Below are 23,143 nucleotides of genomic sequence, written 5' to 3' on the forward strand. Positions count from 1 at the left end.
TATGTTGCTTGCGATGTCCGGCTTATATAATCTCCGCATCACGAACAAGCCCGCCATTCGAGCGGCGTGAAAAAGGGGAGGTTTAGCATGAAGATGAAGCCGTTGTTGTGCGCGTCCGTCTCGGCCGTGGTTGCTTTGGCGCTGGCGCCCGCCGCGTTTGCGCAGACCGCGCTGGAATCGCCCAAGCCGCAAAGCTCCAGCGCCGACAGCATCAACCCCGCGTCGCCGGCCGCTGCCGTGCAGGAAACGGGCACGAGTGCCGAGGACACGATCGTCGTTACCGGCCTGCGTCGCAGCCTCCAGTCCGCCCAGTCGATCAAGCGCAACTCGGACGGCATCGTCGACGCGATCGTCGCCGAGGATATCGGCAAGCTGCCCGATACCTTCGCCTCCTCCGCGCTGCAGCGCGTCGCCGGCGTCAACGTCACCCGCGGCGGCGGTGAATCGGCGGGCGTCACCGTGCGCGGTCTGCCCGACCTCACCACCACCTATAACGGCCGGCAGATCTTCACCGCCGAAGGCCGCTATGTCGCGATCCAGGACTTCCCGGCGGGCACGGTTGCCGCGCTGGAGGTGTTCAAGTCGGGCCTCGCCAACCAGATCGAGGGCGGCATCGCCGGCGAGATCAACGTCCGCGGCCGCCGGCCGTTCGACTTCAAGGGTTTCGAGCTGTCCGGCTCGGTCAACGGCGTGCTCTCGCAGCAGTCGAAGGGCACCACCTGGAACGGCAACCTGCTGGTCAGCGATCGCTGGAACACCGGCATTGGCGAGATGGGCCTGCTGGTCAACGCCTCCTATGTCGGCATCAATTTCCTCGATTCGACCCGCGAACAGTCGCTGGTGATCGCGACGACCAACGCCGCCAACGCGCCCGCCGGCCAGGCGGGGCTGCGCTATCCCGACGCGCAGGGGCTGTACCTGGGGTATGGCGATCGCTGGCGCCCCTCGGCCAACGCCGCCTTCCAGTGGAAGCCGACGCCCGAGCTCGAAATCTATGCCGACGGCCTGTTCCAGGGTTTCCGCTCGCGCGACTATAACCGCTACATGTTCATGCCGATCTTCGGCGACAATCTGCAGCTGTCGAACATCACCACGCAGGCGAACGGCAGGAACATCGCCAGCATGACGGTGAGCGGCTCGACCCGCCCCGACGGCTATAGCGGCTCGTTCAACGGCCATACCGACACCTATCAGGGCGGCGGCGGCGCGATCTGGACGCGCGACCGGCTGCGCATCTCGGCCGACGTCGCCTATACCGACAGCACCTACACCGCGAACAACGTCAATATCGACTATGCTGCGGCCAGCTCGCCGGTGCGCAACGTGCAGTTCGAGGCGCCGGTCGACGGCGGTCCGAGCCAGCAGTTCGTCAATTTCAGCCTCACCGATCCCGCCAACTTCATCAGCCGCGGCCTGTGGCAGGAGCTGCTGGTGGTGAGCGGCACCGACTGGCAGGCGCGCACGGACCTTTCCTATGATTTCGACGGCGGCTTCCTCAAGCGCATCGATGTCGGCCTGCGCTATTCGGACCGCAAGGCGGCGCGCGACCTGGGCAACCTCTACATCAACAACGAACTCGCGGGCGTTCCGCTGACCGCGCTGCCGGGTGCCGATGTGCGCCCGACCCGGCCGGGCTTCGCCTATCATGACGGCTACCCCAACGTCTTCTACGCGGCGAGCACCCGCGACAGCATCCGCAACAACCTGCCGGCGCTGCGCAGCTTCTTCGGCGCGCCCGCGGGCATCCCGCCGTTCAACCCGGCCGAGACCTTCCGCGCCAACGAAAAGTCCTACGCCGCCTATGCGCAGGTCAAATACGGCTTCGAGCTTGGCGACACCAACATCGACGGCGTGGTCGGCCTGCGCGCGGTGAAGACCAAGACCAGCATCAACGGCTTCTCGCGCGTCGAGGATGCGGGCGGGGTGGTCACCAATCCGCCGGTCAGCGCCAAGAACGACTATACCGACTATCTGCCCAATGCGAGCGCCCGCATCGGCTTCACCGACAAGCTGCAGCTGCGCCTCGCCTTCACCCAGACGCGGACCCGGCCCAATTTCTTCGACCTGCGGCCGAACACCTCGCTGAACCAGCCGGTGATCCTCGCGCCGGGCGATCCGTGCCTCACCAACGCCACCACCCCCGAATGCGTCGAGCGCCTGCGTCGCGGCGGATCGGCGGGCAACCCGTATCTCAAGCCGCTGACCTCGGACAATTACGACGCCAGCCTGGAGTGGTATTTCTCGCGGACCGGATCGTTCACCGCCGCGATCTTCCGCCACGATGCCAATGGCTTCCTCGCCACGGTCGACGATCGCACCCAGCCGGGGCTGCGGCTCGCCTCGCCGGTCAACCTCGGCAAGACCAAGCTCCAGGGCGCCGAGGTGACCTTCACCAGCTTCCTCGACATCGACGGGCTGCCGGACTGGGCCAAGGGCTTCGGCATCCAGGCCAACGGCACCTATATCGACGCCAAGGGCGACCTGGTCCCCAATTTCGCCGCGACCTATGGCAACCAGCAACAGGCCTTCCCGGGCGTGTCGAAATGGTCGGGCAACGTCGTCGCGCTGTACGAGAAGCCGCAATTCTCGGCGCGCGTCGCCTATAACTACCGCTCGAAGTTCGTGTCCTTCTACAGCCTGGAGGCGCTCGACCCGATCGCTCACCCGGTGATCGAGAAGGGCCGCGGCCAGCTCGACCTGTCGGCGACGGTCACGCCGGTCGAGAACATCACGATCGCATTCGATGTGGTGAACGTGCTCGGCAACCCGCTGCAGCGCTATCGCCAGTTCGACACCGGCGACAGCTACACGCGGCAGGTGCTGTATCTCGAGCGCGCCTATTCGCTGGGCGTCCGCTTCCGCTTCTGATCGAAAATACGGAAGAGGGCAGGGTGCGGTCGTGATGCCGCGCCCTGCCTCGGTATTGGCAAGGACCTCCTATGCGACGCTTCATCCTGAGGTGCGGACTGGCCGCGCTCCTCGCGGGCACGGCGCTCGCGGACAATCCGCAGTTCACCGGCGCGGACCCGCACGCGGTGTTCATCGGCAAGGAGCTGTGGGTCTTTCCCACCGGTGGCCCCGGCGGCAGCTGGGCGGCGGACCGCTTCGGTGCCTTCTCCTCGCGCGACCTGCGGCATTGGCGAACGCGCGGCGAACTGATCCGTCGCGACCAGATCGCCTGGATCCAGGACGACGGCGCGCCCGCGCATTTCCTTTGGGCGCCGGCGATCGCGCAGCGGCGCGGGCGCTACTATCTCTATTTCTCGGTGGGGCCGCAGAACCCGACACCAAGCCGCATCGGTGTCGCCGTCGCCGACCGGCCCCAAGGCCCCTATCGCGACATCGGCCACCCGCTGATCGCCGATGGCGGCCACGGCTTCGAGGCGATCGACCCGATGGTCTTCGTCGACCCCAAATCGGGCAAGGCCTATCTCTATGCGGGCGGCAGCGCGGGGGCCAAGTTGCGGGTGTGGGAGCTGGGCGCGGACATGATCAGCATCGTCCGCGAAATCTCGGTCGCTACCCCGCCCAACTTCACCGAGGGCGCCTTCGTCCATGTGCGGAACGGCACCTACTATCTGTCGTACAGCCATGGTCGCTGGAACGGCCCCGACTATTCGGTCCACTACGCGACCGCCAAGTCGCCGACGGGGCCTTGGACCTATCGGGGCGCGATCCTCACCGCCGATGCGCGGCACCAGGGGCCCGGGCATCACAGCTTCGTCCGTACGCCCTCGGGCGCATGGCTGATCGTCTATCATCGCTGGGAGCGTCCGCCCGGCCCCGGTCCCTATAGCGGCGAACGCGAGATCGCGATCGACCGCATCCGCTATCGCAGCGATGGCAGCCTTCGCGCGGTGGCGATGACGGACGGTGCGGCAGCGCCGACGCTTCCCGGCCACTAGGATACCGGGAAGCGGCGCGGCTTGGTCGGCGGAAAGGCGCTGGGGGTTGTCCTCCGACGCGATCCGAGATTGTTCAGCCAGCCCCCGCGGGAACGAACCCATGGGAGGTAAGGTCGATCGCGTCGAGGTCGAGGCCCATGCCCTTGGCACCCTGGCGCACCGCATCGCCGATCTGGCGGAGGCGGGCAGGGTCCTGCTTGGCCTGTTCCACCGCGACGTCGATCAGCGCGCTCTGCACCCATAGCGCTTCGGCGAGCTCCTGCTTCTGCGCATCGGACGCGCGGGCGATCTCGCCGGTGGCGAGGACGACGCGGGCCGCCTGCGCCTGCACGGCAGAGATGATCTCGGGCGGCGGCGTGTCGTTATCGCCGCGCGCGGCGTGCCAGGCGGTGAGCCACCAGAGCGCATAGGCATCGGCAACATTGTCGATGTGCAGCCCCTGCGACGCAACGAGTCCGCCGATCCGCTCGATGAAGTCCCCTTCGGCGAACACCTTCTGAAGGTCGTCCGCACCCTTTGGATCCCTGGCACGCGTCTTCTGGACGAAGGCGGCGAGATTGGCGCTGCGGCGGGTCTTGGACGGGGTGTAGCGCAGCGCGGCCGGATTCACCGCAGGCTGCGCATCCGCCCGCGTTTCGCCCTTGCTACTGGAAAAGCGGTTGGCATGATCTTCCAGCGCGATCCGCGGCCCTTCGTACAGCATCGGGCTTATCATCTGGGCCCGCGCCGTACTCGGCAGCGCGACGAGCGTGAGGGCGAGGAGGATGGCGGCGTGACGTCGCTGCATGCGAAGACCCTCCAGCGTCAGCCGCGGCGCTGGCGCAGCAGCAGGAAGCCGCCGACGCCGATGCCGCCGGCTGCCAGCGCAAGGGCGCCGTACGCGGGTGGCGTGCCGCCATGCCCCGTGGGGGGAGGGTCGTTCCGCCCGACGCGGGCCGGCACGAACCCTTGCGCGGTCAGGTCGATCGCATCGAGATCGAGGCCCATGCCCTTGGCGCCCTGGCGCACCGCATCGCCGATCCGGCGGAGGCGGGCCGGGTCCTGCTTGGCCTGTTCCATAGCGACATCGATAAGCGCGCTCTGGACCCACAGCGCTTCGGCAAGCTCCTGCTTCTGCGCATCGGAAGCCTGGGCGATCTCGCCGGTGGCGAGGACCGCGCGGGCCGCCTGCGCCTTCACCGCGGCGAGGATTTCCGGCGGCGGCGTGTCGTTGTTGCCGCGCGCGGCGTGCCAGGCGGTAAGCCACCAGAGCGTATAGGCATCGGCGACATTCTCGATCTGCAGCCCATGCGGGGCGACCAGCGCGCGGATCCGCTCGATGAAGTCGCCCTCGGCGAAGACCTTCTGCAGGTCGGCCGCGCCCTGCGGATCCGCGGCCCGGGTCTTCTGGACGAAGGCCGCGAGATTGGCGCTGCGGCGCGCCTTTGAGGGATGGTACAGCAGCTTTGCGGTTTCAGCCGGCGCAATTGCGTGTGGCGCGTCCTCGCTAGGGAAAGGCCTTCCTTGCCGGCGCGCCCTCTCCTCATCCTGGCGCATGCGATCGTCGAGCATCATGCTAAGCGGATCGGAGTGCGTCGCGGTGGAAAATATCATCGCGATGCCTTGGCTGTCGATCATCTGCGCCTGCGCACAAGTCGCCCATGAGACCGTAAGCCCAAAGGCTAGGATCGCTCGAAATGGTTTCACGGTGCCAGCCTCCTCAACCATTCAACCCCGACGCTGGCGCAGCATCAGGAACCCGCCCACGCCCATGCTGCCGGCGGCCATCGCAAGCGCGCCATAGGGGGCGGCACTTCCCGGCTCGGGCGTTGTGACAAGTGTGTCGTTCTGGCCGATGCCAACGGGCACGAAGCCCTGCGAGGTCAGGTCGATCGCGTCGAGGTTGAGACCCATGCCCTTGGCGCCCTTGCGTACCGCATCGCCGACCGCGCGCAGGCGGGACGGATCACGCTTGGCCTGTTCGACCGCACCGTCGATCAGCGCGCTCTGCACCCAGAGTGCTTCGGCCAGTTCCTGCTTCTGCGCGTCCGAGGCGCGCGCGATCTCGCCCGTGGAGACCACCGCGTTCGCTGCCTGCTGGCGGACCGCGCCGAGGACTGCACGGCTGGGTGTGTCGTTGTTGCCGTGCGCAGCCTGCCAGGCAGTGATCCACCACAAGGCATAAGCGTCGGCGACATTGTCGATGCGCAGGCCCTGCGGTGCGACGAGCGCGCCGATCTTCTCGATGAAGTCGCCGTCGGCGAACAGCTTCTGGAGGTCGGCTGCGCCATGAGGATCCGTTGCGCGCGTTTTTTGGACGAACGCAGCAAGGTTGGCGCTGCGACGCGCCTTGGAAGGCGTATAGCGCAGCACCGACACTGCCGCAGGAGACAGCGTGCGCGGCGCTTCCGGGGTCGCGAGCCGGCGTCCCGCCATGCGGGCGCGTCGCGCCTCGTCCTGGTGCATCCGATCGTCCAGCATCATGCTTAGCGGGTCGGTGTGCGTGATAGAGGGCATGATCGTGGACCAGCTGGAGACTTCCTGGGCAGCAGCCTCGTTCACCCATCCTGCCGTCAGGACCAGGGTGGTGATTGCCAGAAACCACTTCATACTCCGCTCCTCTTCCAAAACGCGAAAAGGGGGGAACGGCACAGGCCGCTCCCCCGATCCAGAAAATTGATCGTCTTACTGCTTGCGTGCCATGCCGCTGAGACCTTCGCCGATCGTCTTGATGACCGTGCTGGAGGTGTTCATCAGGAACGAGAATTCCTGGCCGGCAACCTGCAGATCGGTGCTCATCTTGGTGGACCGGTTGCTGCCCTGCTTGTCCAGCGATTGCGACATCCGATCCATGTCCTGCACCTTCTTGTCGAGCACCGCCGACATCGAGTCCGCAATCGCCTGAAGCCAGCTGCGCGCCTTGCCGCCGCGCGAGGACTGCGCCTTGGCCTGCACCTCGCCGCTCTGGAAGGCGTCGCTCAGCTGCTGGAACATGTCGCGCGAGTCCGATTCCGCAGCGCGCTGCAGTTCGCCCTGCTGCGACGGCGACAGGTCGAAATTCTGGGCGAGGCTCGCCACCGCTTCGGCGATCGTGGCCGGGCCGCCGACGGAGCCGGTGGCCATCGAGAAGCCGTCCTGCACCAGGTTGATCGCGCTCTGCGGCAGGCCGAGCTGCTGGCCGAGCTGCTGCAGCACTTCCTTGCCGATCGCCGTGCCCAGCGTGCGCACCGCGAGGGATGCCCAGCCCGCCGGGCCCATCGCGAGGGAAGCCAGGCTGATCGGATTGACCAGAGACCGCGTAAGACCGCTCAGGAGACCCATGGATCGTTCCTTTCCATCCAGATATCGCGCTCCCCTCGGGAGCCAAGCCGCCGACACCGTGTCGCCGGTACAAGGGCAAACTGCCCCGGATCGTCTCCGCGCGCGCTCCACGATTCGTTTAGCCGGGCTCAACGAATCGTGGAGGCGCGCGGTCATTCGAGCGGCAGGAAGAGCAGTCCTGCCAGGCTGTTGAGCTCGCGAACGCCGTCGAGGTCGAGCTTGCGGATCGCGTTGTTCATGTGCGTGCGCACGGTGTTCTCGGTCATGTTGAGCAGCGTGCCGATATCGCCGTTCGCGCGCCCCCAGCCGAGGAAGCGGAGCACCGCGGCCTCGTTGCGGGTCAGCGTCTGCAAGCCGGCCAGATGGAGCAGCGGCACGCGCCAGCCGGGAACGGTGAACTCGCCGATGCGGATCTCGCGGGTGGCGGCGCCGCGGCGCGCCTCGGCATCGCGCAGCTCGGCGATCAGCTGGGCGAGCTGCTCGGCATCGCTTGGCGGCGGCGCGGGCGCGCGGAGGGCGGTGGCACTGTTCATTGGGGCTTGGCCGTTCGCTGGAGGGCGCCACCCGCAATCTCCTCGCGCGTGCCGAGATCGGCGAGGATCGCCTGGGCGAGCAGCGGGAGCGTGAGGATGACGACGAAGGTGGCGGCGGCGGCCTTGATCGGCATCGCCATCGAGAAGACGTTGAACGACTGAGCGAAGCGGTTGAGGAACCCCATCGCCAGGTCGATCACGTAGAGCACGGTCAGGACGGGTGCCGCAAACAGGAAGGCGAGCGCGAACAGCCGCCCGAACTCGCCCTCAAAGAATAGCAGCGCGCGCGCATCGAGCTGCAGCCCGCCGGGGCCGAGCGGCCAGATCAGGTAGCTGCCCATCACCGTGCCGACGAGCAGGGTGAGCCCGCCCGCGGTGACGAACACCACCTCGGCGAAGCGGCTGAGCAGGATGCCGGTGAGCGAGCTGGTATTGCCGCTCAAGGGATCGACCAGCTGGCCGATCGTCGCGCCCACCTTGGTGTCGATGATCTCGCCCGCCGCGCCCAGCGCCCACAGCACGGTGCCGAAGAAGAAGCCGATCGCCCCGCCGGCCGCGGCTTCCTTGAGCAGCATCTTCAGCCAGCCCATCGCCGAGAGGTCGTTCGGGTGGAAGTCCGGCTGCATCTGCAGCGCGACCAGCCCGAAGGTGACGATGATGCTGTTGCGCACCGTCCCCGGCATCACCTCGCGCGAGAACACCGGTACGAACACGAAGGCAAACGCGAAGCGCGCCGAGGCGACCGCGACGACCAGCAGCTGGTCGAGCCAGGGCATCGCCGCGAACAGCGGCACGCCGACGCCGGGCGGCACCGCCTCGATCATCGCCCCACCGCCGCGAGGCCGGAGAAGATCGAATCGGCATAGCTGTACAGCGTCCCCGCCATCAGGCTGGCGGTGACGAAGATGCTGATCACGATCGCGAAGAACTTGAGCGTATATTGCAGCGTCTGTTCCTGCAGCTGGGTCGCCGCCTGCACGATCGCAACGAGCAGCCCGACCACCGACGCCGCGATGATCGGCGGCGCCGAGAGCAGCAGCACCAGCCACAGCCCCTGCGTGGTGACGGCGACGAGATCGCCGCTCATGCGCGCGCCTCCTCAGGCATAGGACAGCACCAGGCCGTGGCTCAGCTTCACCCAGCCGTCGACCAGCACGAAGAGCAGGATCTTGAACGGCAGCGAGATGGTGACCGGGGACAGCATCATCATGCCCATCGCCAGCAGGATGTTGGCGATCACCATGTCGATGACGAGGAAGGGCAGGAAGATCAGGAAGCCGATCTGGAAGGCCAGCTTGAGCTCCTTCACCACGAACGCCGGGATGACGATCACGAAATCGGTGTCGCGCAGCGTGCTGACCTTGCCGGGATCGCCGATGCGCTGCTGGGTGCGCAGGAAGAAGGCGCGCTCGCGCGGGTCGCTGTGCTTGACGAGGAATTCGCGCAGCGGCTCCTTGGCGCGGTCGGCGGTGGCGAAGATGTCGCCGGTGCTCTCGATCGGGTTTTCCGCCTGCGCCGGGGGATCGCCTGGCATGGTGGGAGTGGCCGGGCCCTGGACCGCGGCGGCGGCCTGCATCTTCTCCAGCGTCGGGTACATGACGAACACGCTGAGGATCAGCGCCAGTCCGTTGATCACGAGGTTGGGCGGCACCTGCTGCAGGCCGAGCGCATTGCGCACCAGGCTCAGCACCACGGCGATCTTGGTGAAGCTGGTCACCATCACCGCGAAGAAGGGGGCGAGCGCGATCAGGACGACCGTGATCAGCGCCGAGCCGGGGGTGAACTGGGCGAGGTTCACGCCTCCACCTCCACCGGCTGCCGGACCGCACCCTCGGCGAGATCGACACGCGACTCGATCAGCACCGCGAAGCGATCGCCGAGCTGGACCAGCTCGCCGCGGGCCAGCGGGCTGCCGGCGACGAGCAGCTCTACCGCCATGCCCTCGGAAACGGGGCCGAGCGGCAGCGCCACGCCCGGGCGGAGATCGGCGAGCGCCGCGGCGCTGACCCGCTGCTCGGGCAGGCGGAGGGTGAGGGGCACGGCGAAATCGCGGGGGGAGGGGGCAGCGTCGCTGGATTCCATGGGCGCTCCATCGGGATGCGGGGTGAAACTGCCGGCGGCGAGGTCGAACTGACCGGCCTGGCCGAAATGCGGGGCTTCGAGCGTGGCGCGGGGGCGGGCGCCGATCAGCACGAGATCGCCGGGGGCAAGGTCGCCCGCTTCGGCGATGCCGAGCCGGGGACCCTGCACCAGCAGCTGGGCGAGCACTGGGAGGCGCGCGGCGAGCGGGGTGAGGCCGTCCGCCTCGGTGAGCCAGTTTGCCGCATGCGGATGGTCGCAGGGGAGGAGCAGCGCGGTGTCCAGGCCTTCGCGGCTGAGGGTGAAATGGAGCGCGGCATCGTCCGGCGCGCTGCCGAGATCCTCGGGTTCGAGCTGCAGCCCGAGCACCTGTTCCAGCGCGAGCAGCAGCGGCGCGGCATCGTCCAGCGCTGCGGCGGCTTCGGCGATCCGCTCGGGGTGCAGAGCGGTCCCGCCGGGGCGGAATCGGCTACCATCGGCACAGCGGAACCAGCTGCCGCGCGGCGGCGCCGCGACGATCTCGACGGCGAAACCGGCATGTTCGAGCAGTCGTGCGACCGCGCCGGCCAGCGCATCGCGCGCGGGATCCACCCGCGGTAGGTCGAGTGCATCCAGGCGGAGCATCGTCGCCATCAGAAGCGCACCTGCGCCGGCAGCGGCTTGGCCGGGGCCTGCCCCTCGGGCCAGCGGGCGAGCAGCGTCACCGATCCGGCGGTGACGCCGACCAGCATCGTCTCGCCGCGCGCTTCGATCAGCACCACGCGCTCACGCTGGCCGAGCGGCATCGAGCGGAGGAAGCGGATCGGCGCTTCGCCTTCCCCATTGGCGGCGACGCCCAGCTGGCGATCCTGCAGTTTCTTCAGCAGCCAGATCACGCCCCAGGCCATGCCCAATACCAGGGCAAGCGCCACGACGATGGCGAGGATCGAGGATAGGACGGCTCCGATTCCCATGATGCGGTACGTTCTCCGGTCTTGTCAGCGGGGTGGCGCGGCGAGGCGCGGGGCGGCGGTATCCATGTCGTGCTGCATCGGGCCGTCGCCGTTCTTCGCCTTGGCGGCCCAGAGGATCACGGCAGCGATCGCATCGAACATGTCCTCGGGCACGATTTCGCCGATGTCGCCGCGGGCCCACAGGCTGCGGGCGGCGGCGACGTTGCGGACGATCGGCACGTGCGCTTGCTCGGCCTCGGCGCGCATCGCGGCGGCGAGCTCGCCCATGCCCTTGGCGGCGATCACCGGCACCGGGCAGGTCGTCTCGTCATAGTTGAGCGCGATGGCGATATGGGTGGGGTTCACCAGCAGCGCGGCGGCGCCGCGGGTAGCGCCGATATGGTTCTGGTTCGCCCATTCCTGGTGCATGTCGCGGCGGAGCGCGCGGACCTGCGGATCGCCTTCGCTCTCCTTGTGCTCCTGCTTGATGTCGCGGCGGCTCATCTTCATCTTCTTGATGAAGCTGTGCTTCGAATAGATCCGGTCGGCGACCGCGACGAACAGGAACACCGCGACGACCATCGCCAGCATCTGCAGCGTCAGCGAATAGGTGAGGCCGATCGTGCTGAGCGCAGCACCTTCACGCGACTGGTCGATCGGCGAGGTAGCCGCGAGGCGAATCAGCTGGCCGGAACTGGACAGCGCGCTCCGGTAGACAAGGTAGCCGATCGCGCAGATCAGCCCGGCCTTCACCAGCGTCTTGGCGAGTTCGAACAGACCGTCCTTCCCGAACATCCGCTTGAGGCCCTCAATCGGGTTGAGCTTCTCCAGCCCGAACTTCATCTTCTCGGTCGTCATCATCGGGCCGACCTGGAGGAATTCGGCGAAGGTGCCGATCAGCGCGGCGGGGACCAGCGTGGCGAAGGTGAGGCGCAGCAGCGTCCAGGCCGCGTCCCAGCCGATCGCCGGGGCGGTCTGCTCGAACGAACCCGTCGCGGCCTGCGCCACCACATCGGTGGCGAGGCGCGCGAGTTCGCTCGCGGCATAGCCCGAGACTCCGACGAACAGCAGCAACCAGGCGAGCGTAAGAAGTCCGGTGGCCAGATCCTTGGACTTGGCGACGTCACCCTTCTTGCGCGCATCTTGCAGCCGCTTCGGCGTCGGGAGCTCGCTCTTGTCGGCGCTGTCCTTGCCTTGGCTCATGAAGTTGAACTCTTGCTGCCGGACAGTGCGACCATAGTCGCCAGGTGTCCGGGCAGGTCGAGCAGGTCGACACATTGTCTGCCTGTGGGGCGGGGCAGCAACATCGTTAAAATCCTGTAACCGGTTCCCGGATGCAACAGGCAAAATCCATGCCGGATGCAAAATGGATTAGCTAAGCCATTGATATATAACGATGTGCTATGAGTCGAGTCGCGGTGGGCGGTTGCTCAGCGGCGATCAGTTGTGCTGACACGCGTGTCAACAAAACGCGAAGCTCAAAAAGTTCCTCAGTTCATCGACATAATTACTCCGTTCGTCGCGCCGTAACACTGCGAAATATTTCTGAATATCGACTTGAAATTGTAAGAAAATCGCGACAGCCTATAGGTGTTCCTGGACGAGCAGGCCGGGAATTGTGGGGCATCGTGCTGAGACAACTGTTGGCCAAGAGCGCCATCGGCTGGGGAGCGATGCAATGTGTAGAGTAGTTCTTAGCGTGTCGTCGCTGGCCCTGTGCGGTGCGGCGATGATTATTCCGGAAGCGGCATGGTCGCGGGACAAGACCCCGCCGCCACCGCCTTGTGCGCTGACCGCGACCCTGCGGGTGGCGGACGCGGCGTCCCTGGCGGGGATCCAGTCTCTGCAGGGGTGCAGCAACATCGTCGTCGCGCCGGGCACTCCGGCAGAAATGCCGAAGGATGTGCGGATCGCGCCGGAGGCCGAGGAGGGTTCCTCGGGTGACCGCGCGGCATCCTTCCAGCTGGTCTCGGGCAAGAAGCATCGTGAAGCGGAGCCGATGCCCGCGTCCACGCTCCGCGTCGCGGCGATCGCGCCGGTCCGGCAGGAGCCCTCGTCGCTGACGGCGGCTGCCTCGGACGCGGCGATCCTGGCGATGCGGCCGGTATCCTATGCCACCCGCTATGATGCGATGATCCAGCGGGTCGCGGCGCGGCGGCGCGTGGATCCGCTGCTGCTCCATGCCGTGATCGACCAGGAATCGCGCTACCGTGCGGATGCACGCAGCCCGGTCGGTGCGCATGGGTTGATGCAGCTGATGCCGGGCACGGCGCGGATGCTCAATGTGTCGGCATCCAATGCCGAGGCCAATGTCGATGGCGGCGCGCGGCTGCTGCGCCAGCTCCACGACCGGTTCAACGATTTCAACCTGACGCTCGCTGCCTATAACGCGGGCGAGGGCGCGGTGCGGCGCTACGGCAACCGCATCCCGCCGTACCGCGAGACCCAATCCTATGTCGCCGGCGTGATGGGCCGGTATAGCCGGCTGCTCGCCGAACAGGCCGCGCGGAGCCGCTGACCATGGCCCCAGCCCTGATCCTGCGCGGTCTGCGCCGCATGCCGCTGCGCGTGGCCGACATGCTGCTGGTCGGCAGCGTCGTCACCGTCGTGCTGCTGATGATCGTGCCGATGCCGCCGCTGGCGCTCGACGCGTTCATCGCCACCAACATGACGGTGGGCATTCTGCTGCTGCTCAGCTGCATGTACGTCGCCAAGCCGCTGGATTTCTCGACCTTCCCGACGGTGCTCTTGCTCTCCACGCTGTTCCGGCTGGCGATCAGCATCTCGACGACGCGGATGATTCTCACCCATGTCGATGGCGGCGAGATCATCCAGCAGTTCGGCGAGATGGTCGCGGGCGGCAATCTCGTGGTCGGGCTGGTGGTGTTCCTGATCATCACCATCGTCCAGTTCATCGTCATCTCGAAGGGCGCCGAGCGCGTCGCCGAAGTCGCTGCGCGGTTCAGCCTCGATGCGATGCCGGGCAAGCAGCTTTCGATCGACAGCGACCTGCGCTCGGGCATCCTCTCCAAGGACGAGGCGCGCGAGAAGCGCCGCACGCTGGAGATGGAGAGCAAGCTCCACGGCAGCCTCGACGGCGCGATGAAGTTCGTGAAGGGCGATGCGATCGCCTCGGTGATCATCGTGCTGGTCAATCTGCTCGGCGGCTTGGCAGTGGGGATGCTCTACCACGGCATGTCGGCGGGCGAGGCGGCGACGACCTTCTCGATCCTGACGATCGGCGACGGACTGGTCGCGCAGGTGCCGGCGCTGTTCTCGGCGATGGCGGCGGGCCTGCTGGTCACCCGCACCACCGACGAGGAGCGCGACAGCGACCTGGGCCCGGCGATCGCGCGGCAGATCACCGGCAAGCCGCATGTGCTGATGATCGCCGGCGGCCTGGCGATGCTGCTCGGGCTGGTGCCGGGCTTCCCGACGCTCATTTTCTTCGCGCTGGCGAGCGCGCTGCTGCTGGGCGGCGCGTTCCTCCACCCGACCTCGGGCGCCTGGCTGCGGACGCGGCTGGGTCTTGCCTCGGGCGAGACGGCGGTCGCGACCGGCGAGACGCTGATCGCCGCGCAGGCGCTGCCGGTGGTCGATCCGCTGCGGCTCGCCGTCGGCCTGCCGCCGCAGCACCCCGCCTTTGCCGCGCTGGCGGACCGGTTGCGCGAAGGCGCCGCCGCGCTCCAGACGCGGGCCGGCATCGCCATTCCGGACCTGCGCGTCGTTCCCGATGCGCGGCTGAACGAAGGCGAATGGCTGCTCAGCGCGCATGATGCGCCCTTGGGCGGCGGAGCTACCGACGCCGGCGCGCTGCCGGACGTGGCGGCGGCGCGGGTCGCGCAGCTGCTCGAACGCAATCTCGGCCTGTTCCTCGGCCTGCAGGAAGTCACCGACAACCTCAACCGGCTCGGCGAGACGCACCCGGAAGTGGTCAAGGAAGCGGTGCGCGCGGTGCCCACCGGCCGGATCGGCGAAGTGCTGCGCCTGCTCGCCGAGGAGAGCGTGCCGCTGCGCAACTTCCGCGACGCGATCGAGGCGATCGGCGAGGTCGGCCAGTACGAGCGCGAAGCCGTGCCGATGGCCGAGCGGGTCCGCGTGGCGATGCGCCGCCACCTGATCGCGCCGCTGTGCGAGGCGGGGCGCCTCCGCGTGCTGATCGTCGGGGCCGATCTGGAGGAGACAATCCGCCAGACCGTCACCCCCGTCGACGGGCAGATGCGCCTCGCGATTAATCCGCACCAGATGCGCGCGCTGATCGCGTTGCTTTCCACCCAGCTCGCCAGCAGCGGCGCCCGGGCGATCCTCACCGCGCAGGATCTCCGCCGGCCCTTGCGCCTGCTGATCGCGGGCGACCTGTTCGAGGTGCCGGTGATCAGCTTCAACGAGCTCAACCCGGCCGTGCCGCTCGACATCGTCGGCGAAATTAACGCCGCCCCGGAGAGCCTGACCAACCAGATGTCGGACGAGGTTTCCCTATGATCCGCGCTAAGCGCTTCCTTGCCTTGCTTGCGTGTACCGCCTTGCTGCCGGTCGCCGCCTCCGCCGAGACGCCGCCCATGGGGCAGAAGCGGATCACGCTCACCGCGCGCAACCAGCGCGTCGACGTCGCGGTGGTCGATCTGTTCGGCCAGGCCGGGGTAAAGGCCAAGGTGAGCTCGGCGGTGACCGGCAAGGTCAACGGCGTGTTCGTCGGCACGCCCCGGCAGGTGTGGACCCAGCTCGCCAAGGCCTTCAACCTCGTCGCCTATTATGACGGCGCAGTGGTGCGGGTGTACTCCGCGGCCGAGGTGACGTCGCGCAGCTTCAACGCCGCCGATCCGGAGGCGGTGGTGCGCGATGCGCAGAAGCTGCGGATCCTCGACGATGCCAACCGCGTCTCGGCCGCGAGCAATTCGGTGAGCGCCACCGGCGTGCCGGCCTTCCTCGACCGCGTGGCACAGCTGGCGGGCACCGCGGGCAACCCGGCGGTGATCCAGGCTTCGGCCACGTCCTCGAACGCGCCGATCGTCTCGCCGCTGCTCGGGCCTGCCGCGATGGAGACGGTGGCGAGTTCGCCGCTCCGCTCCAAGCTGCTGAGCGGGGCGACCACCCGCTCGCCCTATGAGGTGCGGATCTTCTACCTCCGCTATGCCCGCGCCGACGACACGATCCAGAAGAGCTTCGATCGCACCATCACCATTCCCGGCGTCGGGTCGATCCTGCGCGGGATGATGGGCGATGGGCGGCCCAGCTCGACCGTCTCGACCAGCGGTAATTTCGAGGCCGAACGCCAGTCGCTGCCCCGCCTCGGTGGGCGCGGCCTCAACGCCGTGCCGCCCGACGAGGCGCAGCGCAGCTTCGACCAGCAGGGCACGCCCGGGCTCGATACCGTGGTGGTGCGCGAAGCCGCAGTGCGCGACATCAACGGCCCGCGCGTCGAGGTCGATCCCAGCAACAACGCCGTGCTCATCCGCGATCGCCCCGAATCGATGACGGTCTATGAGGACATCGTCCGCGCGCTCGACGTCGAGCCGCGCGGGGTGGAGATCGAGGCGACGATCCTCGAGCTCGACACCAGCAAGCTCAAGGAACTGGGGCTCGATTTCGGCTTCAAGACCGGCGGGCTCGGCGCGCTGTTCGGCGGCAACGCGACCAACCCGGCCAGCAATTTCTCCAGCGGCAATGTCGGTGCGGCGTACCTCACCGGCGGGCTCGACCTGTTCGCCGCGCGCATCACCGCGCTGGAGAAGACCGGCGCGCTGCGCGTGATCTCGCGGCCGCGGCTGAGCACGCTCAACAACATCCCCGCCGTGTTCAACAACCAGGTGCAGTATTATGTCCGCGTCGCCGGCGACCGGCAGGTGGACCTGTTCCCGGTGACCGCGGGCATGGTGATGCGGGTCAACCCGTCGATCCTCTATGACGGCGGCGAGCTGCGCACCCGCATGGCGATCGAGATCCTCGACGGCTCGCCCACCGGCCTTGTCGTCGACGGCATCCCGGCGGTGAAGCAGAGCAGCATCAACACTAGCGCGGTGGTGAAGCAGGGCGAGAGCCTGCTGATCGGCGGCATGACCGTCGAGACCTCGTACGACTACAAGTCGAAGGTGCCGGTGGCCGGCGACATACCGGTGCTCGGCCAGGCCTTCCGCAAGCGCAAGAAGGGCGACCAGCATTTCGAGCGCATCTTCCTGATCACCCCGCGCGTCGTCTCGCGTCGCGGGCAGCAGGCGGCGGCGGTGCAGCCGACCTCGGCCACCAACCCGATTCCGATCGAGCAGATCCAGGCGGCGGGCGACCGTCACCAGAAGCGCAGCCGGAGGGCCCGCCGGTGAACGCGCCTTTCGCCCCGGTGAAGCCCGGCACGATGGTGCTGCGGGTGCTCAACGGTCGCCTGTCGGGCGCCGAGCATCGGCTGCACCGGGGCAAGTTCGTCCGCGTCGGGCATGGGTTCGAGCACGACATCGTGCTGCGCGATCCTTCCGCGCGCGGCGTGTCGCTCGAGCTCGACCTGGGTGAGGGCATGGCGTGCGTCCGCGTGGCGGCGGGGCAGGTGACCCTGCTCGGGCGGCCGGTCGCGGCGGGCGAGCAGGCGTCGCTGCCGCCCTTCGTGCCGATGCTGGTCGGTTCGGTAGCCGTCGCTATCGGGGAACCCGAAGATCCGCGTTGGGACGACGCCATTCGGCTGGCTCCCATGGTCGCGCCAGCCGCCGCCGATGCACCCGTCCTCGCGCCGCAACGCGCGGCGATCCCCGAGCGGGTGGCGACGCGGCTCTACCCGATGCGCGGCGCGCTGGCGCTCGACCGATACTGGCCCGCCTATGCCGCCGCCGTGGCCACGCTGCTGCTGCTCCTGCTGTTCGCACCGCCCGCGATCCGCTGGGCGACACGCCAGCTGCACGACACGGCGGGCGAGCAGGCGATGCTCGCCGCCGCGGGTTTCCGCGACCTCAAGGTCGAGGAGACGCGCAACGGCACGATCGTGCGCGGGATCGTCAAGGACGACGCCGCACTCGCCCGGCTGCGGCAGATCGTCGCCGAGCAGATCGGCCCGGCGACGCTCGATGTCGAGACGATGGACGGCCTCGCCGCCGCCGCCACCGATCTCCTGCGCGCGCAGGGGGTGGACGCGGAGGCCATCCCGCGCCGCGGCAACACGCTGATGGTGAAAGCAGAATTCCTCCCCGCCGATCGCCAGGCCGATCTCGCCCGGCTGATCAAGGAGGACGTGCCCGGCATCGCCCGTGTCGACTTCGCCACCGATGGCAAGCGCGGTGACCGCGACCTGCAGTATTTCTTCTCGGGCTCGGAATACGGCCTCGCCACCTTCGTCGACGGCGACCCCGGCTACCTCACCACCGCCGACGGCACCCGCTGGTTCGCCGGCGCCACGGTGCCGACCGGCCACCGCATCGTCGCCATCGGCAACGGCCGCGCCAGCTTCGAGCGCGACGGCCGGATCGAAGAACTCGTCCTGGGACCCAGCACGCCGCCGTCCCCGGCACCTTCCACCACCCCTGGCGGCGACACCAACGGAGTGACCACCCAATGACCAACCCGATCAACAGCGCCGTCCTCGGCACGATCGCCTCGCTAGGCAACATGGGCACCACCGAGAGCCGCACCGGCAAGGGCAACTGGTTCGAGGCGTTCGGCGAAGCCTGGGGCAAGGCGCTCGACACCCAGGCCGACACCATCACCGCCCAGTCCGACGTGGTGAGCCAGGGCGGCGACAAGCCCTCCGACATCACCCAGCTGACCACCGAATCGATGCGGATGAGCTTCATGGCGAACAGCTCGCACAGCTCGATCGACAGCGTCTCCAAGGCGCTCGAAACCATGGCGCGGAAGAACTGACGATGAGCATCGATGCGATCGGCGCGCTGGTCGCGCCGGCCGGGGGGCAGGGCGCGAACGGCGTGTCCCGCGCCTTCGAGCTGCTCGCCCCCGGCGGCCATGGCGGCGGCGCCACCACCCCGCAGTTCGATGCGCGCTTCCAGGCGGCGCTGGAGAAGATGGGCGGGGTGCAGGGCAATGTCGCCGCCGGGCCCATACCGCCGGCGATGAAGGGCATGTTCAACGCGCTCGACCAGGTGAACGTCCAGGCCCGCGCCGTCTCGCGCTATGCCGAGACGGCCGAGGCCAGCGGCGGGCAGCTGACGCCCGGCGAGATGGTCCAGCTCAACATGAAATGCTCGGAATTCATGTTCCAGGCGCAGCTAACCTCCAACATCGCCAACCGGAGCTCGGACGGCGTGCAGCAATTGTTCAAGCAGCAATGAGCGGCCGCGCCCCCGCCCGCCGCTGGCAGGCGCGGATCGCCGCGCCGCTGCTGGTGATCGCCGCCTTCGGGCTTGCCGGCTGCAGCCGGCAGGAAGTCTATGGCAAGCTCACCGAACCGGCCGCCAACGAGATGATCGCCGTGCTCAACCAGGCTGGCATCACCGCGACCAAGGTGGCGGGGGAGAAGGACCAGTGGAGCATCGCCGTCGACCAGGCCGATTTCGCCCGCGCGGTGGAGACGCTGCGCGCGCATGGCCTGCCGCACGAGGACTATGACTCGCTCGGCTCGGTGTTCAAGAAGGAGGGCTTCACCTCCACGCCGCTCGAGGAGCGGGCGCGGCTGATCTACGGCCTGTCGCAGGAGCTGAGCCGGACGATCAGCGGCATCGACGGCGTGGTCCAGGCACGCGTGCACCTTACCATGCCGGAGGCCGATCCGCTGTCGCGCGAGGCCAAGCCTTCGGCGGCATCGGTGTTCGTCAAATACCGCACCGGCTTCGACCTGCGCAGCCAGACCGGGGCGATCAAGTCGCTGGTCACCAACTCGATCGACGGGCTCACCTATGATCGCGTCTCGGTGGTGATGGTGCCGGCGCAGGCCGTGCCAGTGCTGCCGGAGAGCGAGGGCATGGTGTCGGTCTCGACGCTGATGCGGGGGGCGATCGGCGTGGTCGCGCTGATCGTGCTGGCGATTGCCGGACGCGGGCTGTGGCGGATGCGCAAGCCCCGGACCACCTTGCCGGATACGGTGCAGCGATGAACCGGGAGACGCGGACCGCCAAGCTGGCGCTGCTTGCCCGGCATTGCGGGCAGGGGCGCGGCGCGCGCTTTGCCCGGCGGGCGAGCGGGCAGCCGACGGTGCGCTTCGGCGATCTCGCCAAGCTGCCCGACTGGCTCGACGCGCCCGAGGAACAGCGCGCCCGGATTGCCGCGGCGGCGGGGCTGCTGCGCCATCGCCGGGCGATCGATGCCGAGCTTTCGGGGCCGCGGCTGGCGGCGCTGGCGGCGGCGGTCGGCGAGCCGCTGTTCGATGCGGTCTGCGAAGCCGAGGTGCCGGAAATGGCCGGGGCCGAGAAGCTGCCGCCGCCCGAGCGCGTGCTCGCCGCCGGCACGCAGTTGCTGGAGGCCGCCTTGCCGCTCGCCTTGCAGGATCGGTTCCCCGGCGCCTGCGACGACGCCGTGGCGCGGGATCTGTTGATCCGGGCCCATGGTATCGCGGAGCGTCTCGCATGACCTATCACCTCGTCCATGCCGATGACGCTGCGCTGCTGTTCAGCGAGCGTGCGGTGATCAAGCGCGAGGAGCACCAGTCCTTCGCTGACGCGGTGGCGCTGCTCGGCGCGGTGCGCGAGGCACAAGCGCGGGCGGTCCAAGCCGCGGACGCTGCGCGGGATGAAGCATATGCCGGCGCACTCGCAGAGGCGCAGACTGCGATCGACGACTTGCTCGCCGGCAAGATCGCGCAGTTCGCCGCCGCGATCGACGCGCAGGAACAGGCCCGGCGCAACGAGATCGCCGAGGCGGCGCTGGCGGCGGTGCATGCCGTGCTGGGTGAGCTGGAGGATGCGACGCTGGTGCCGGCGCTGGTCGCCCGCGCGCTCGATCGTCTCCAGCCGCAGGGCGCGGTGATCGTTGCCGTCGCGCCGGACATGGCCGAGAAGGTTGCGGCCCGGCTCGCGGCGCTGGCGGAAGTCAACATCCTGCCCGATCCCGCCCTCGGCGCGCACGATTGCGCGATCCGCACCGAACAGGGGCAGGTGATCGCCAGCCTCTCGGTCCAGCTCGAAACCCTCGCCAAGCGCTGGGGGGTGGCATGAGCGATCCGCTGGCCCTGCTTCGGGCGCTCGATGCCGCGCCGATGTTCGAGCAGCATGGCCGCATCGTCGGCGCGCTCGGCACGACGCTGCGCGTCACCGGCGTGCGCGCGCGGATCGGCGAGAATTGCGAGATCGTCGATGCCGAGACCGGCTTCTCGCTCTGGGCCGAGGTGATCGGCCTCGCCGATGGCGGTGCGATCCTGACCCCGCTCGGGGACTTGCGGGGCCTGTCGATGCACAGCGACGTGATCCTGCGCAGCGGTGAGGACCGCGTGCCCTATGGCGCGGACATGCTCGGCCGCGTGCTCGATGCCCGGCTCCAGCCGCTCGACGGCCTGGGGAGCGTGCGCCGCGGCACCGACCGGCCCATCCATGGCGATGCGCCCAACCCGATGCACCGCCGCCCGATCGATGCGGCGATGGAAACCGGCATCCGCGCCATCGACGGGCTGATGCCGATCGGCATCGGCCAGCGCGTCGGCATCTTCGCCAGCGCCGGCGTCGGCAAGTCGACCTTGCTCGCCAATCTCGCGCGCAACGCCCAGTGCGACGCGATCGTCATCGCGCTGATCGGCGAGCGCGGCCGCGAGGTGCGCGAGTTCATCGAGGAAACGCTGGGGGCGGAGGGCTCGGCCCGCTCGGTGGTGATCGTCGCCACCTCGGATCGCCCGGCGATGGAGCGGGTGCGCGCCGCGCATGTCGCCACCGCCATTGCCGAGGGGCTGCGCGACGAAGGCCGACACGTGCTGCTGCTGATGGACAGCGTCACCCGCTTCGCCCGCGCGCTCCGCGAGATCGGGCTGGCCGCGGGCGAGCCGGCGGTGCGGCGCGGCTTCCCGCCCTCGGTGTTCGCCGAGCTGCCGCGGCTGTTCGAGCGCAGCGGCACCGCCGCCGAGGGTGCGATCACCGCGCTCTACACCGTGCTGCTGGAGGACGAGGAGGGCGATCCGATCGGCGAGGAGGTGCGCTCGCTGCTCGACGGGCATATCGTGCTGTCGCGCAAGCTGGCGTCGCGCGGCCATTATCCGGCGATCGACGTGCTGGGCAGCCTGTCGCGGCTGTTTCCGCGGCTCGCCAGTGGGGCGCAGCAGCGTGCGGCGCATGGGCTGCGCGCGATGCTGGCCAAGCTCGACGAGATCGAGCTGCTCGTCCAGATCGGCGAATATCAGCCCGGCCGCGATCCGCTGGCCGACCGCGCGCTGGCCGAGCGCCAGGCGATCGCCGCCTATCTGCGCCAGTCCGGCAGTGAACGCACGTCGCTGGGCGAGAGCATCGCCCGGCTGCGCACCTTCGAGGAGATGGACCATGCCCGCTGACAATCGCGCGCCCGTGCTGGCGCGTATCGCCCAGATGCGCGAGCAGCGCCTCACCCGCGCGCTGATCGAGGCGCGCGAGGCCGCCGAGCAGGCGCAAGCGGCGGCCAGCGCCGCAGAGGCGGCCCGCACGGCGGCGGCATGCGCGCGCGGCGATGCCCGGCTGCTGTTCCAGGCGAGCCCGGCGTGCCCGCAGACACGGCTCTGGCTCGACCAGCGCGTCGCGGAAGAGATCGGCGCGGCGGCACGCGCCAGCGACCAGCGTGCGCGTCATGAACTCGCGGTCGATGCGCAGGGTGCCGCGGGGCGCGCACTCGACCATCACCGCGTACGCAGCGAAAGCGTCGCCGCGCACCACCAGTCCCTCCGCCGCGCCGAGCAGCGCCGTGCCGAGGATCGCGTCGACTCCGATGCTGCGGCCTTCCTGCTGTCGCGGGGCTGGGCATGAACGGCGCCCCGACCAGCGGCGCGGTCCAGAGCAAGCCCGCGCCCACGCCCCGTGACGCGCCGGTAAAGGGCGAGCCTGAAGCTGCGCCGAAGCAGCGCAAGGCGTTCGCCGATGCGCTGTCCCGGCATGCCGGCAAGCGATCGGCTAAGGATCCCGGCATAGACAAGGCCGACGGGCAGCCGGCGATGGTCGCGCCCCGCGACTTCGCGGCGCTCGCGGTGGCGGCACGGCCCTCGGCGGCGGGCGCCGTCGATCCCGCCCAGCATGCCCAGCTCGACCGCATCGCGGCTGCCATCGCCGAAGTCAGCAAGACGGCGCAGCCCGAAGTGCATTTGTCGCTGCCGCTGGGCAGCTACAAGGTGGAGGGTGCCGTGTTGGGGCACGACCTGGCAGGGCAGGTCAACGTGCTGCTGATCCCCTCCGCCGCGGTGCCGCCGGCGGTGGCCGCCCAGTGGAGCGAGCAACTGCACGAGCGGCTGCTCCGCCGCGAGGTGCGCGTCGGCAAGGTAGGGGTGCAGGGCAATGCGGTCCCGAATACGGCGCGGCGCTGA

25 protein-coding genes are annotated in these 23,143 nt (G+C 68.7%); 14 read left to right on the forward strand and 11 right to left on the reverse strand.

The genetic code is table 11. The features are described 5' to 3' along the window. Positions 1-87: 87 nt before the first annotated feature. The gene (locus ABIC65_RS16830) at positions 88-2,868 is read left to right on the forward strand and encodes a TonB-dependent receptor (protein ID WP_354310242.1); all 2,781 of its coding nucleotides are present in this window, start codon (positions 88-90) and stop codon (positions 2,866-2,868) included. Between the two features lie 71 nt (positions 2,869-2,939). Beyond that, positions 2,940-3,905 carry a family 43 glycosylhydrolase gene (locus tag ABIC65_RS16835; RefSeq protein ID WP_354310243.1) on the forward strand — a complete coding sequence of 322 codons (966 nt, stop codon included), beginning with the start codon at positions 2,940-2,942 and terminating at the stop codon, positions 3,903-3,905. A gap of 73 nt (positions 3,906-3,978) precedes the next feature. Here ABIC65_RS16835 and ABIC65_RS16840 read toward each other — a convergent pair whose 3' ends face one another. The 11 genes from ABIC65_RS16840 to ABIC65_RS16890 all read right to left on the reverse strand — a co-directional run bounded on the left by ABIC65_RS16840 (position 3,979) and on the right by ABIC65_RS16890 (position 11,952). Next, positions 3,979-4,692: a DUF6683 family protein gene (locus ABIC65_RS16840; protein WP_354310244.1), complete on the reverse strand. Its 714-nt coding sequence runs from the start codon at positions 4,690-4,692 to the stop codon at positions 3,979-3,981. 17 nt (positions 4,693-4,709) lie between these two features. Then, complete coding sequence (locus ABIC65_RS16845) at positions 4,710-5,612, reverse strand: DUF6683 family protein (protein WP_354310245.1); 903 nt, start codon at positions 5,610-5,612, stop codon at positions 4,710-4,712. Then, positions 5,613-6,494, reverse strand: a complete 882-nt coding sequence (locus tag ABIC65_RS16850; RefSeq protein WP_354310246.1) for a DUF6683 family protein — start codon at positions 6,492-6,494, stop codon at positions 5,613-5,615. A 75-nt stretch (positions 6,495-6,569) separates the two neighbouring features. Continuing rightward, on the reverse strand, positions 6,570-7,205 hold the full coding sequence (locus tag ABIC65_RS16855) for a hypothetical protein (protein ID WP_354310247.1): 636 nt from the start codon (positions 7,203-7,205) through the stop codon (positions 6,570-6,572). Between the two features lie 152 nt (positions 7,206-7,357). Then, complete coding sequence (locus ABIC65_RS16860) at positions 7,358-7,738, reverse strand: helix-turn-helix transcriptional regulator (RefSeq protein WP_354310248.1); 381 nt, start codon at positions 7,736-7,738, stop codon at positions 7,358-7,360. Continuing rightward, a complete protein-coding gene (gene sctT, locus ABIC65_RS16865) occupies positions 7,735-8,562 on the reverse strand; it encodes a type III secretion system export apparatus subunit SctT (protein WP_354310249.1) in 828 nt (275 codons plus the stop codon). Before sctT ends, ABIC65_RS16860 begins: the two co-directional genes overlap by 4 nt. Then, the gene (sctS, locus tag ABIC65_RS16870; protein WP_354310250.1) at positions 8,559-8,825 is read right to left on the reverse strand and encodes a type III secretion system export apparatus subunit SctS; all 267 of its coding nucleotides are present in this window, start codon (positions 8,823-8,825) and stop codon (positions 8,559-8,561) included. The genes sctT and sctS overlap by 4 nt, the downstream gene beginning before the upstream one ends. Positions 8,826-8,837: 12 nt before the next feature. Then, a complete protein-coding gene (gene sctR, locus ABIC65_RS16875; protein WP_354310251.1) occupies positions 8,838-9,536 on the reverse strand; it encodes a type III secretion system export apparatus subunit SctR in 699 nt (232 codons plus the stop codon). After that, a complete protein-coding gene (locus ABIC65_RS16880; RefSeq protein ID WP_354310252.1) occupies positions 9,533-10,450 on the reverse strand; it encodes a FliM/FliN family flagellar motor switch protein in 918 nt (305 codons plus the stop codon). Before ABIC65_RS16880 ends, sctR begins: the two co-directional genes overlap by 4 nt. After that, positions 10,450-10,770: a flagellar biosynthetic protein FliO gene (gene fliO, locus ABIC65_RS16885; RefSeq protein ID WP_093295485.1), complete on the reverse strand. Its 321-nt coding sequence runs from the start codon at positions 10,768-10,770 to the stop codon at positions 10,450-10,452. Before fliO ends, ABIC65_RS16880 begins: the two co-directional genes overlap by 1 nt. A gap of 24 nt (positions 10,771-10,794) precedes the next feature. After that, entirely contained in the window at positions 10,795-11,952 is a 1,158-nt protein-coding gene (locus ABIC65_RS16890) for an EscU/YscU/HrcU family type III secretion system export apparatus switch protein (protein WP_354310253.1), read from the reverse strand. 496 nt (positions 11,953-12,448) lie between these two features. Between ABIC65_RS16890 and ABIC65_RS16895 the strand changes: the two genes are divergently transcribed. The 12 genes from ABIC65_RS16895 to ABIC65_RS16950 are packed head-to-tail and all read left to right on the forward strand — an operon-like array spanning position 12,449 to position 23,143. Further along, positions 12,449-13,267 (forward strand): lytic transglycosylase domain-containing protein, encoded by an 819-nt coding sequence (locus ABIC65_RS16895; protein WP_354310254.1) that lies wholly within the window; start codon positions 12,449-12,451, stop codon positions 13,265-13,267. Between the two features lie 2 nt (positions 13,268-13,269). After that, positions 13,270-15,231, forward strand: coding sequence for a flagellar biosynthesis protein FlhA (locus ABIC65_RS16900; RefSeq protein ID WP_354310255.1), 1,962 nt, complete (start codon positions 13,270-13,272; stop codon positions 15,229-15,231). Next, positions 15,228-17,066 carry a type III secretion system outer membrane ring subunit SctC gene (gene sctC, locus ABIC65_RS16905; RefSeq protein ID WP_354310256.1) on the forward strand — a complete coding sequence of 613 codons (1,839 nt, stop codon included), beginning with the start codon at positions 15,228-15,230 and terminating at the stop codon, positions 17,064-17,066. Before ABIC65_RS16900 ends, sctC begins: the two co-directional genes overlap by 4 nt. After that, positions 17,063-18,283 (forward strand): hypothetical protein, encoded by a 1,221-nt coding sequence (locus ABIC65_RS16910; RefSeq protein WP_354310257.1) that lies wholly within the window; start codon positions 17,063-17,065, stop codon positions 18,281-18,283. The genes sctC and ABIC65_RS16910 overlap by 4 nt, the downstream gene beginning before the upstream one ends. Next, the gene (locus ABIC65_RS16915; RefSeq protein WP_093295479.1) at positions 18,280-18,588 is read left to right on the forward strand and encodes a hypothetical protein; all 309 of its coding nucleotides are present in this window, start codon (positions 18,280-18,282) and stop codon (positions 18,586-18,588) included. The genes ABIC65_RS16910 and ABIC65_RS16915 overlap by 4 nt, the downstream gene beginning before the upstream one ends. A gap of 2 nt (positions 18,589-18,590) precedes the next feature. Then, positions 18,591-19,013, forward strand: a complete 423-nt coding sequence (locus tag ABIC65_RS16920) for a hypothetical protein (RefSeq protein ID WP_354310258.1) — start codon at positions 18,591-18,593, stop codon at positions 19,011-19,013. After that, positions 19,010-19,774: a type III secretion system inner membrane ring lipoprotein SctJ gene (gene sctJ / locus ABIC65_RS16925; RefSeq protein WP_354310259.1), complete on the forward strand. Its 765-nt coding sequence runs from the start codon at positions 19,010-19,012 to the stop codon at positions 19,772-19,774. Before ABIC65_RS16920 ends, sctJ begins: the two co-directional genes overlap by 4 nt. Beyond that, positions 19,771-20,247 (forward strand): hypothetical protein, encoded by a 477-nt coding sequence (locus ABIC65_RS16930; RefSeq protein ID WP_354310260.1) that lies wholly within the window; start codon positions 19,771-19,773, stop codon positions 20,245-20,247. Before sctJ ends, ABIC65_RS16930 begins: the two co-directional genes overlap by 4 nt. Continuing rightward, positions 20,244-20,831 carry a FliH/SctL family protein gene (locus tag ABIC65_RS16935; RefSeq protein ID WP_354310261.1) on the forward strand — a complete coding sequence of 196 codons (588 nt, stop codon included), beginning with the start codon at positions 20,244-20,246 and terminating at the stop codon, positions 20,829-20,831. Before ABIC65_RS16930 ends, ABIC65_RS16935 begins: the two co-directional genes overlap by 4 nt. Beyond that, positions 20,828-22,147: a FliI/YscN family ATPase gene (locus ABIC65_RS16940; RefSeq protein ID WP_354310262.1), complete on the forward strand. Its 1,320-nt coding sequence runs from the start codon at positions 20,828-20,830 to the stop codon at positions 22,145-22,147. The genes ABIC65_RS16935 and ABIC65_RS16940 overlap by 4 nt, the downstream gene beginning before the upstream one ends. Further along, positions 22,137-22,592 carry a hypothetical protein gene (locus tag ABIC65_RS16945; protein WP_354310263.1) on the forward strand — a complete coding sequence of 152 codons (456 nt, stop codon included), beginning with the start codon at positions 22,137-22,139 and terminating at the stop codon, positions 22,590-22,592. Before ABIC65_RS16940 ends, ABIC65_RS16945 begins: the two co-directional genes overlap by 11 nt. Next, on the forward strand, positions 22,589-23,143 hold the full coding sequence (locus tag ABIC65_RS16950) for a hypothetical protein (RefSeq protein WP_354310264.1): 555 nt from the start codon (positions 22,589-22,591) through the stop codon (positions 23,141-23,143). Before ABIC65_RS16945 ends, ABIC65_RS16950 begins: the two co-directional genes overlap by 4 nt.

The organism is Sphingomonas trueperi, from assembly GCF_040545665.1.
GTDB classification, from domain to species: domain Bacteria; phylum Pseudomonadota; class Alphaproteobacteria; order Sphingomonadales; family Sphingomonadaceae; genus Sphingomonas; species Sphingomonas trueperi_B.

What these genes read in the sequence shown, in the direction of transcription:
- ABIC65_RS16830 (WP_354310242.1), top strand. Translation starts at nt 88, where the DNA reads ATGAAGATGAAGCCGTTGTTGTGCGCGTCCGTCTCGGCCGTGGTTGCT.
- ABIC65_RS16835 (WP_354310243.1), top strand. Translation starts at nt 2,940, where the DNA reads ATGCGACGCTTCATCCTGAGGTGCGGACTGGCCGCGCTCCTCGCGGGC.
- ABIC65_RS16840 (WP_354310244.1), bottom strand. Translation starts at nt 4,692, where the DNA reads ATGCAGCGACGTCACGCCGCCATCCTCCTCGCCCTCACGCTCGTCGCG.
- ABIC65_RS16845 (WP_354310245.1), bottom strand. Translation starts at nt 5,612, where the DNA reads ATGGTTGAGGAGGCTGGCACCGTGAAACCATTTCGAGCGATCCTAGCC.
- ABIC65_RS16850 (WP_354310246.1), bottom strand. Translation starts at nt 6,494, where the DNA reads ATGAAGTGGTTTCTGGCAATCACCACCCTGGTCCTGACGGCAGGATGG.
- ABIC65_RS16855 (WP_354310247.1), bottom strand. Translation starts at nt 7,205, where the DNA reads ATGGGTCTCCTGAGCGGTCTTACGCGGTCTCTGGTCAATCCGATCAGC.
- ABIC65_RS16860 (WP_354310248.1), bottom strand. Translation starts at nt 7,738, where the DNA reads ATGAACAGTGCCACCGCCCTCCGCGCGCCCGCGCCGCCGCCAAGCGAT.
- sctT (WP_354310249.1), bottom strand. Translation starts at nt 8,562, where the DNA reads ATGATCGAGGCGGTGCCGCCCGGCGTCGGCGTGCCGCTGTTCGCGGCG.
- sctS (WP_354310250.1), bottom strand. Translation starts at nt 8,825, where the DNA reads ATGAGCGGCGATCTCGTCGCCGTCACCACGCAGGGGCTGTGGCTGGTG.
- ABIC65_RS16880 (WP_354310252.1), bottom strand. Translation starts at nt 10,450, where the DNA reads ATGGCGACGATGCTCCGCCTGGATGCACTCGACCTACCGCGGGTGGAT.
- fliO (WP_093295485.1), bottom strand. Translation starts at nt 10,770, where the DNA reads ATGGGAATCGGAGCCGTCCTATCCTCGATCCTCGCCATCGTCGTGGCG.
- ABIC65_RS16890 (WP_354310253.1), bottom strand. Translation starts at nt 11,952, where the DNA reads ATGAGCCAAGGCAAGGACAGCGCCGACAAGAGCGAGCTCCCGACGCCG.
- ABIC65_RS16900 (WP_354310255.1), top strand. Translation starts at nt 13,270, where the DNA reads ATGGCCCCAGCCCTGATCCTGCGCGGTCTGCGCCGCATGCCGCTGCGC.
- sctC (WP_354310256.1), top strand. Translation starts at nt 15,228, where the DNA reads ATGATCCGCGCTAAGCGCTTCCTTGCCTTGCTTGCGTGTACCGCCTTG.
- ABIC65_RS16915 (WP_093295479.1), top strand. Translation starts at nt 18,280, where the DNA reads ATGACCAACCCGATCAACAGCGCCGTCCTCGGCACGATCGCCTCGCTA.
- ABIC65_RS16920 (WP_354310258.1), top strand. Translation starts at nt 18,591, where the DNA reads ATGAGCATCGATGCGATCGGCGCGCTGGTCGCGCCGGCCGGGGGGCAG.
- sctJ (WP_354310259.1), top strand. Translation starts at nt 19,010, where the DNA reads ATGAGCGGCCGCGCCCCCGCCCGCCGCTGGCAGGCGCGGATCGCCGCG.
- ABIC65_RS16930 (WP_354310260.1), top strand. Translation starts at nt 19,771, where the DNA reads ATGAACCGGGAGACGCGGACCGCCAAGCTGGCGCTGCTTGCCCGGCAT.
- ABIC65_RS16935 (WP_354310261.1), top strand. Translation starts at nt 20,244, where the DNA reads ATGACCTATCACCTCGTCCATGCCGATGACGCTGCGCTGCTGTTCAGC.
- ABIC65_RS16940 (WP_354310262.1), top strand. Translation starts at nt 20,828, where the DNA reads ATGAGCGATCCGCTGGCCCTGCTTCGGGCGCTCGATGCCGCGCCGATG.
- ABIC65_RS16945 (WP_354310263.1), top strand. Translation starts at nt 22,137, where the DNA reads ATGCCCGCTGACAATCGCGCGCCCGTGCTGGCGCGTATCGCCCAGATG.
- ABIC65_RS16950 (WP_354310264.1), top strand. Translation starts at nt 22,589, where the DNA reads ATGAACGGCGCCCCGACCAGCGGCGCGGTCCAGAGCAAGCCCGCGCCC.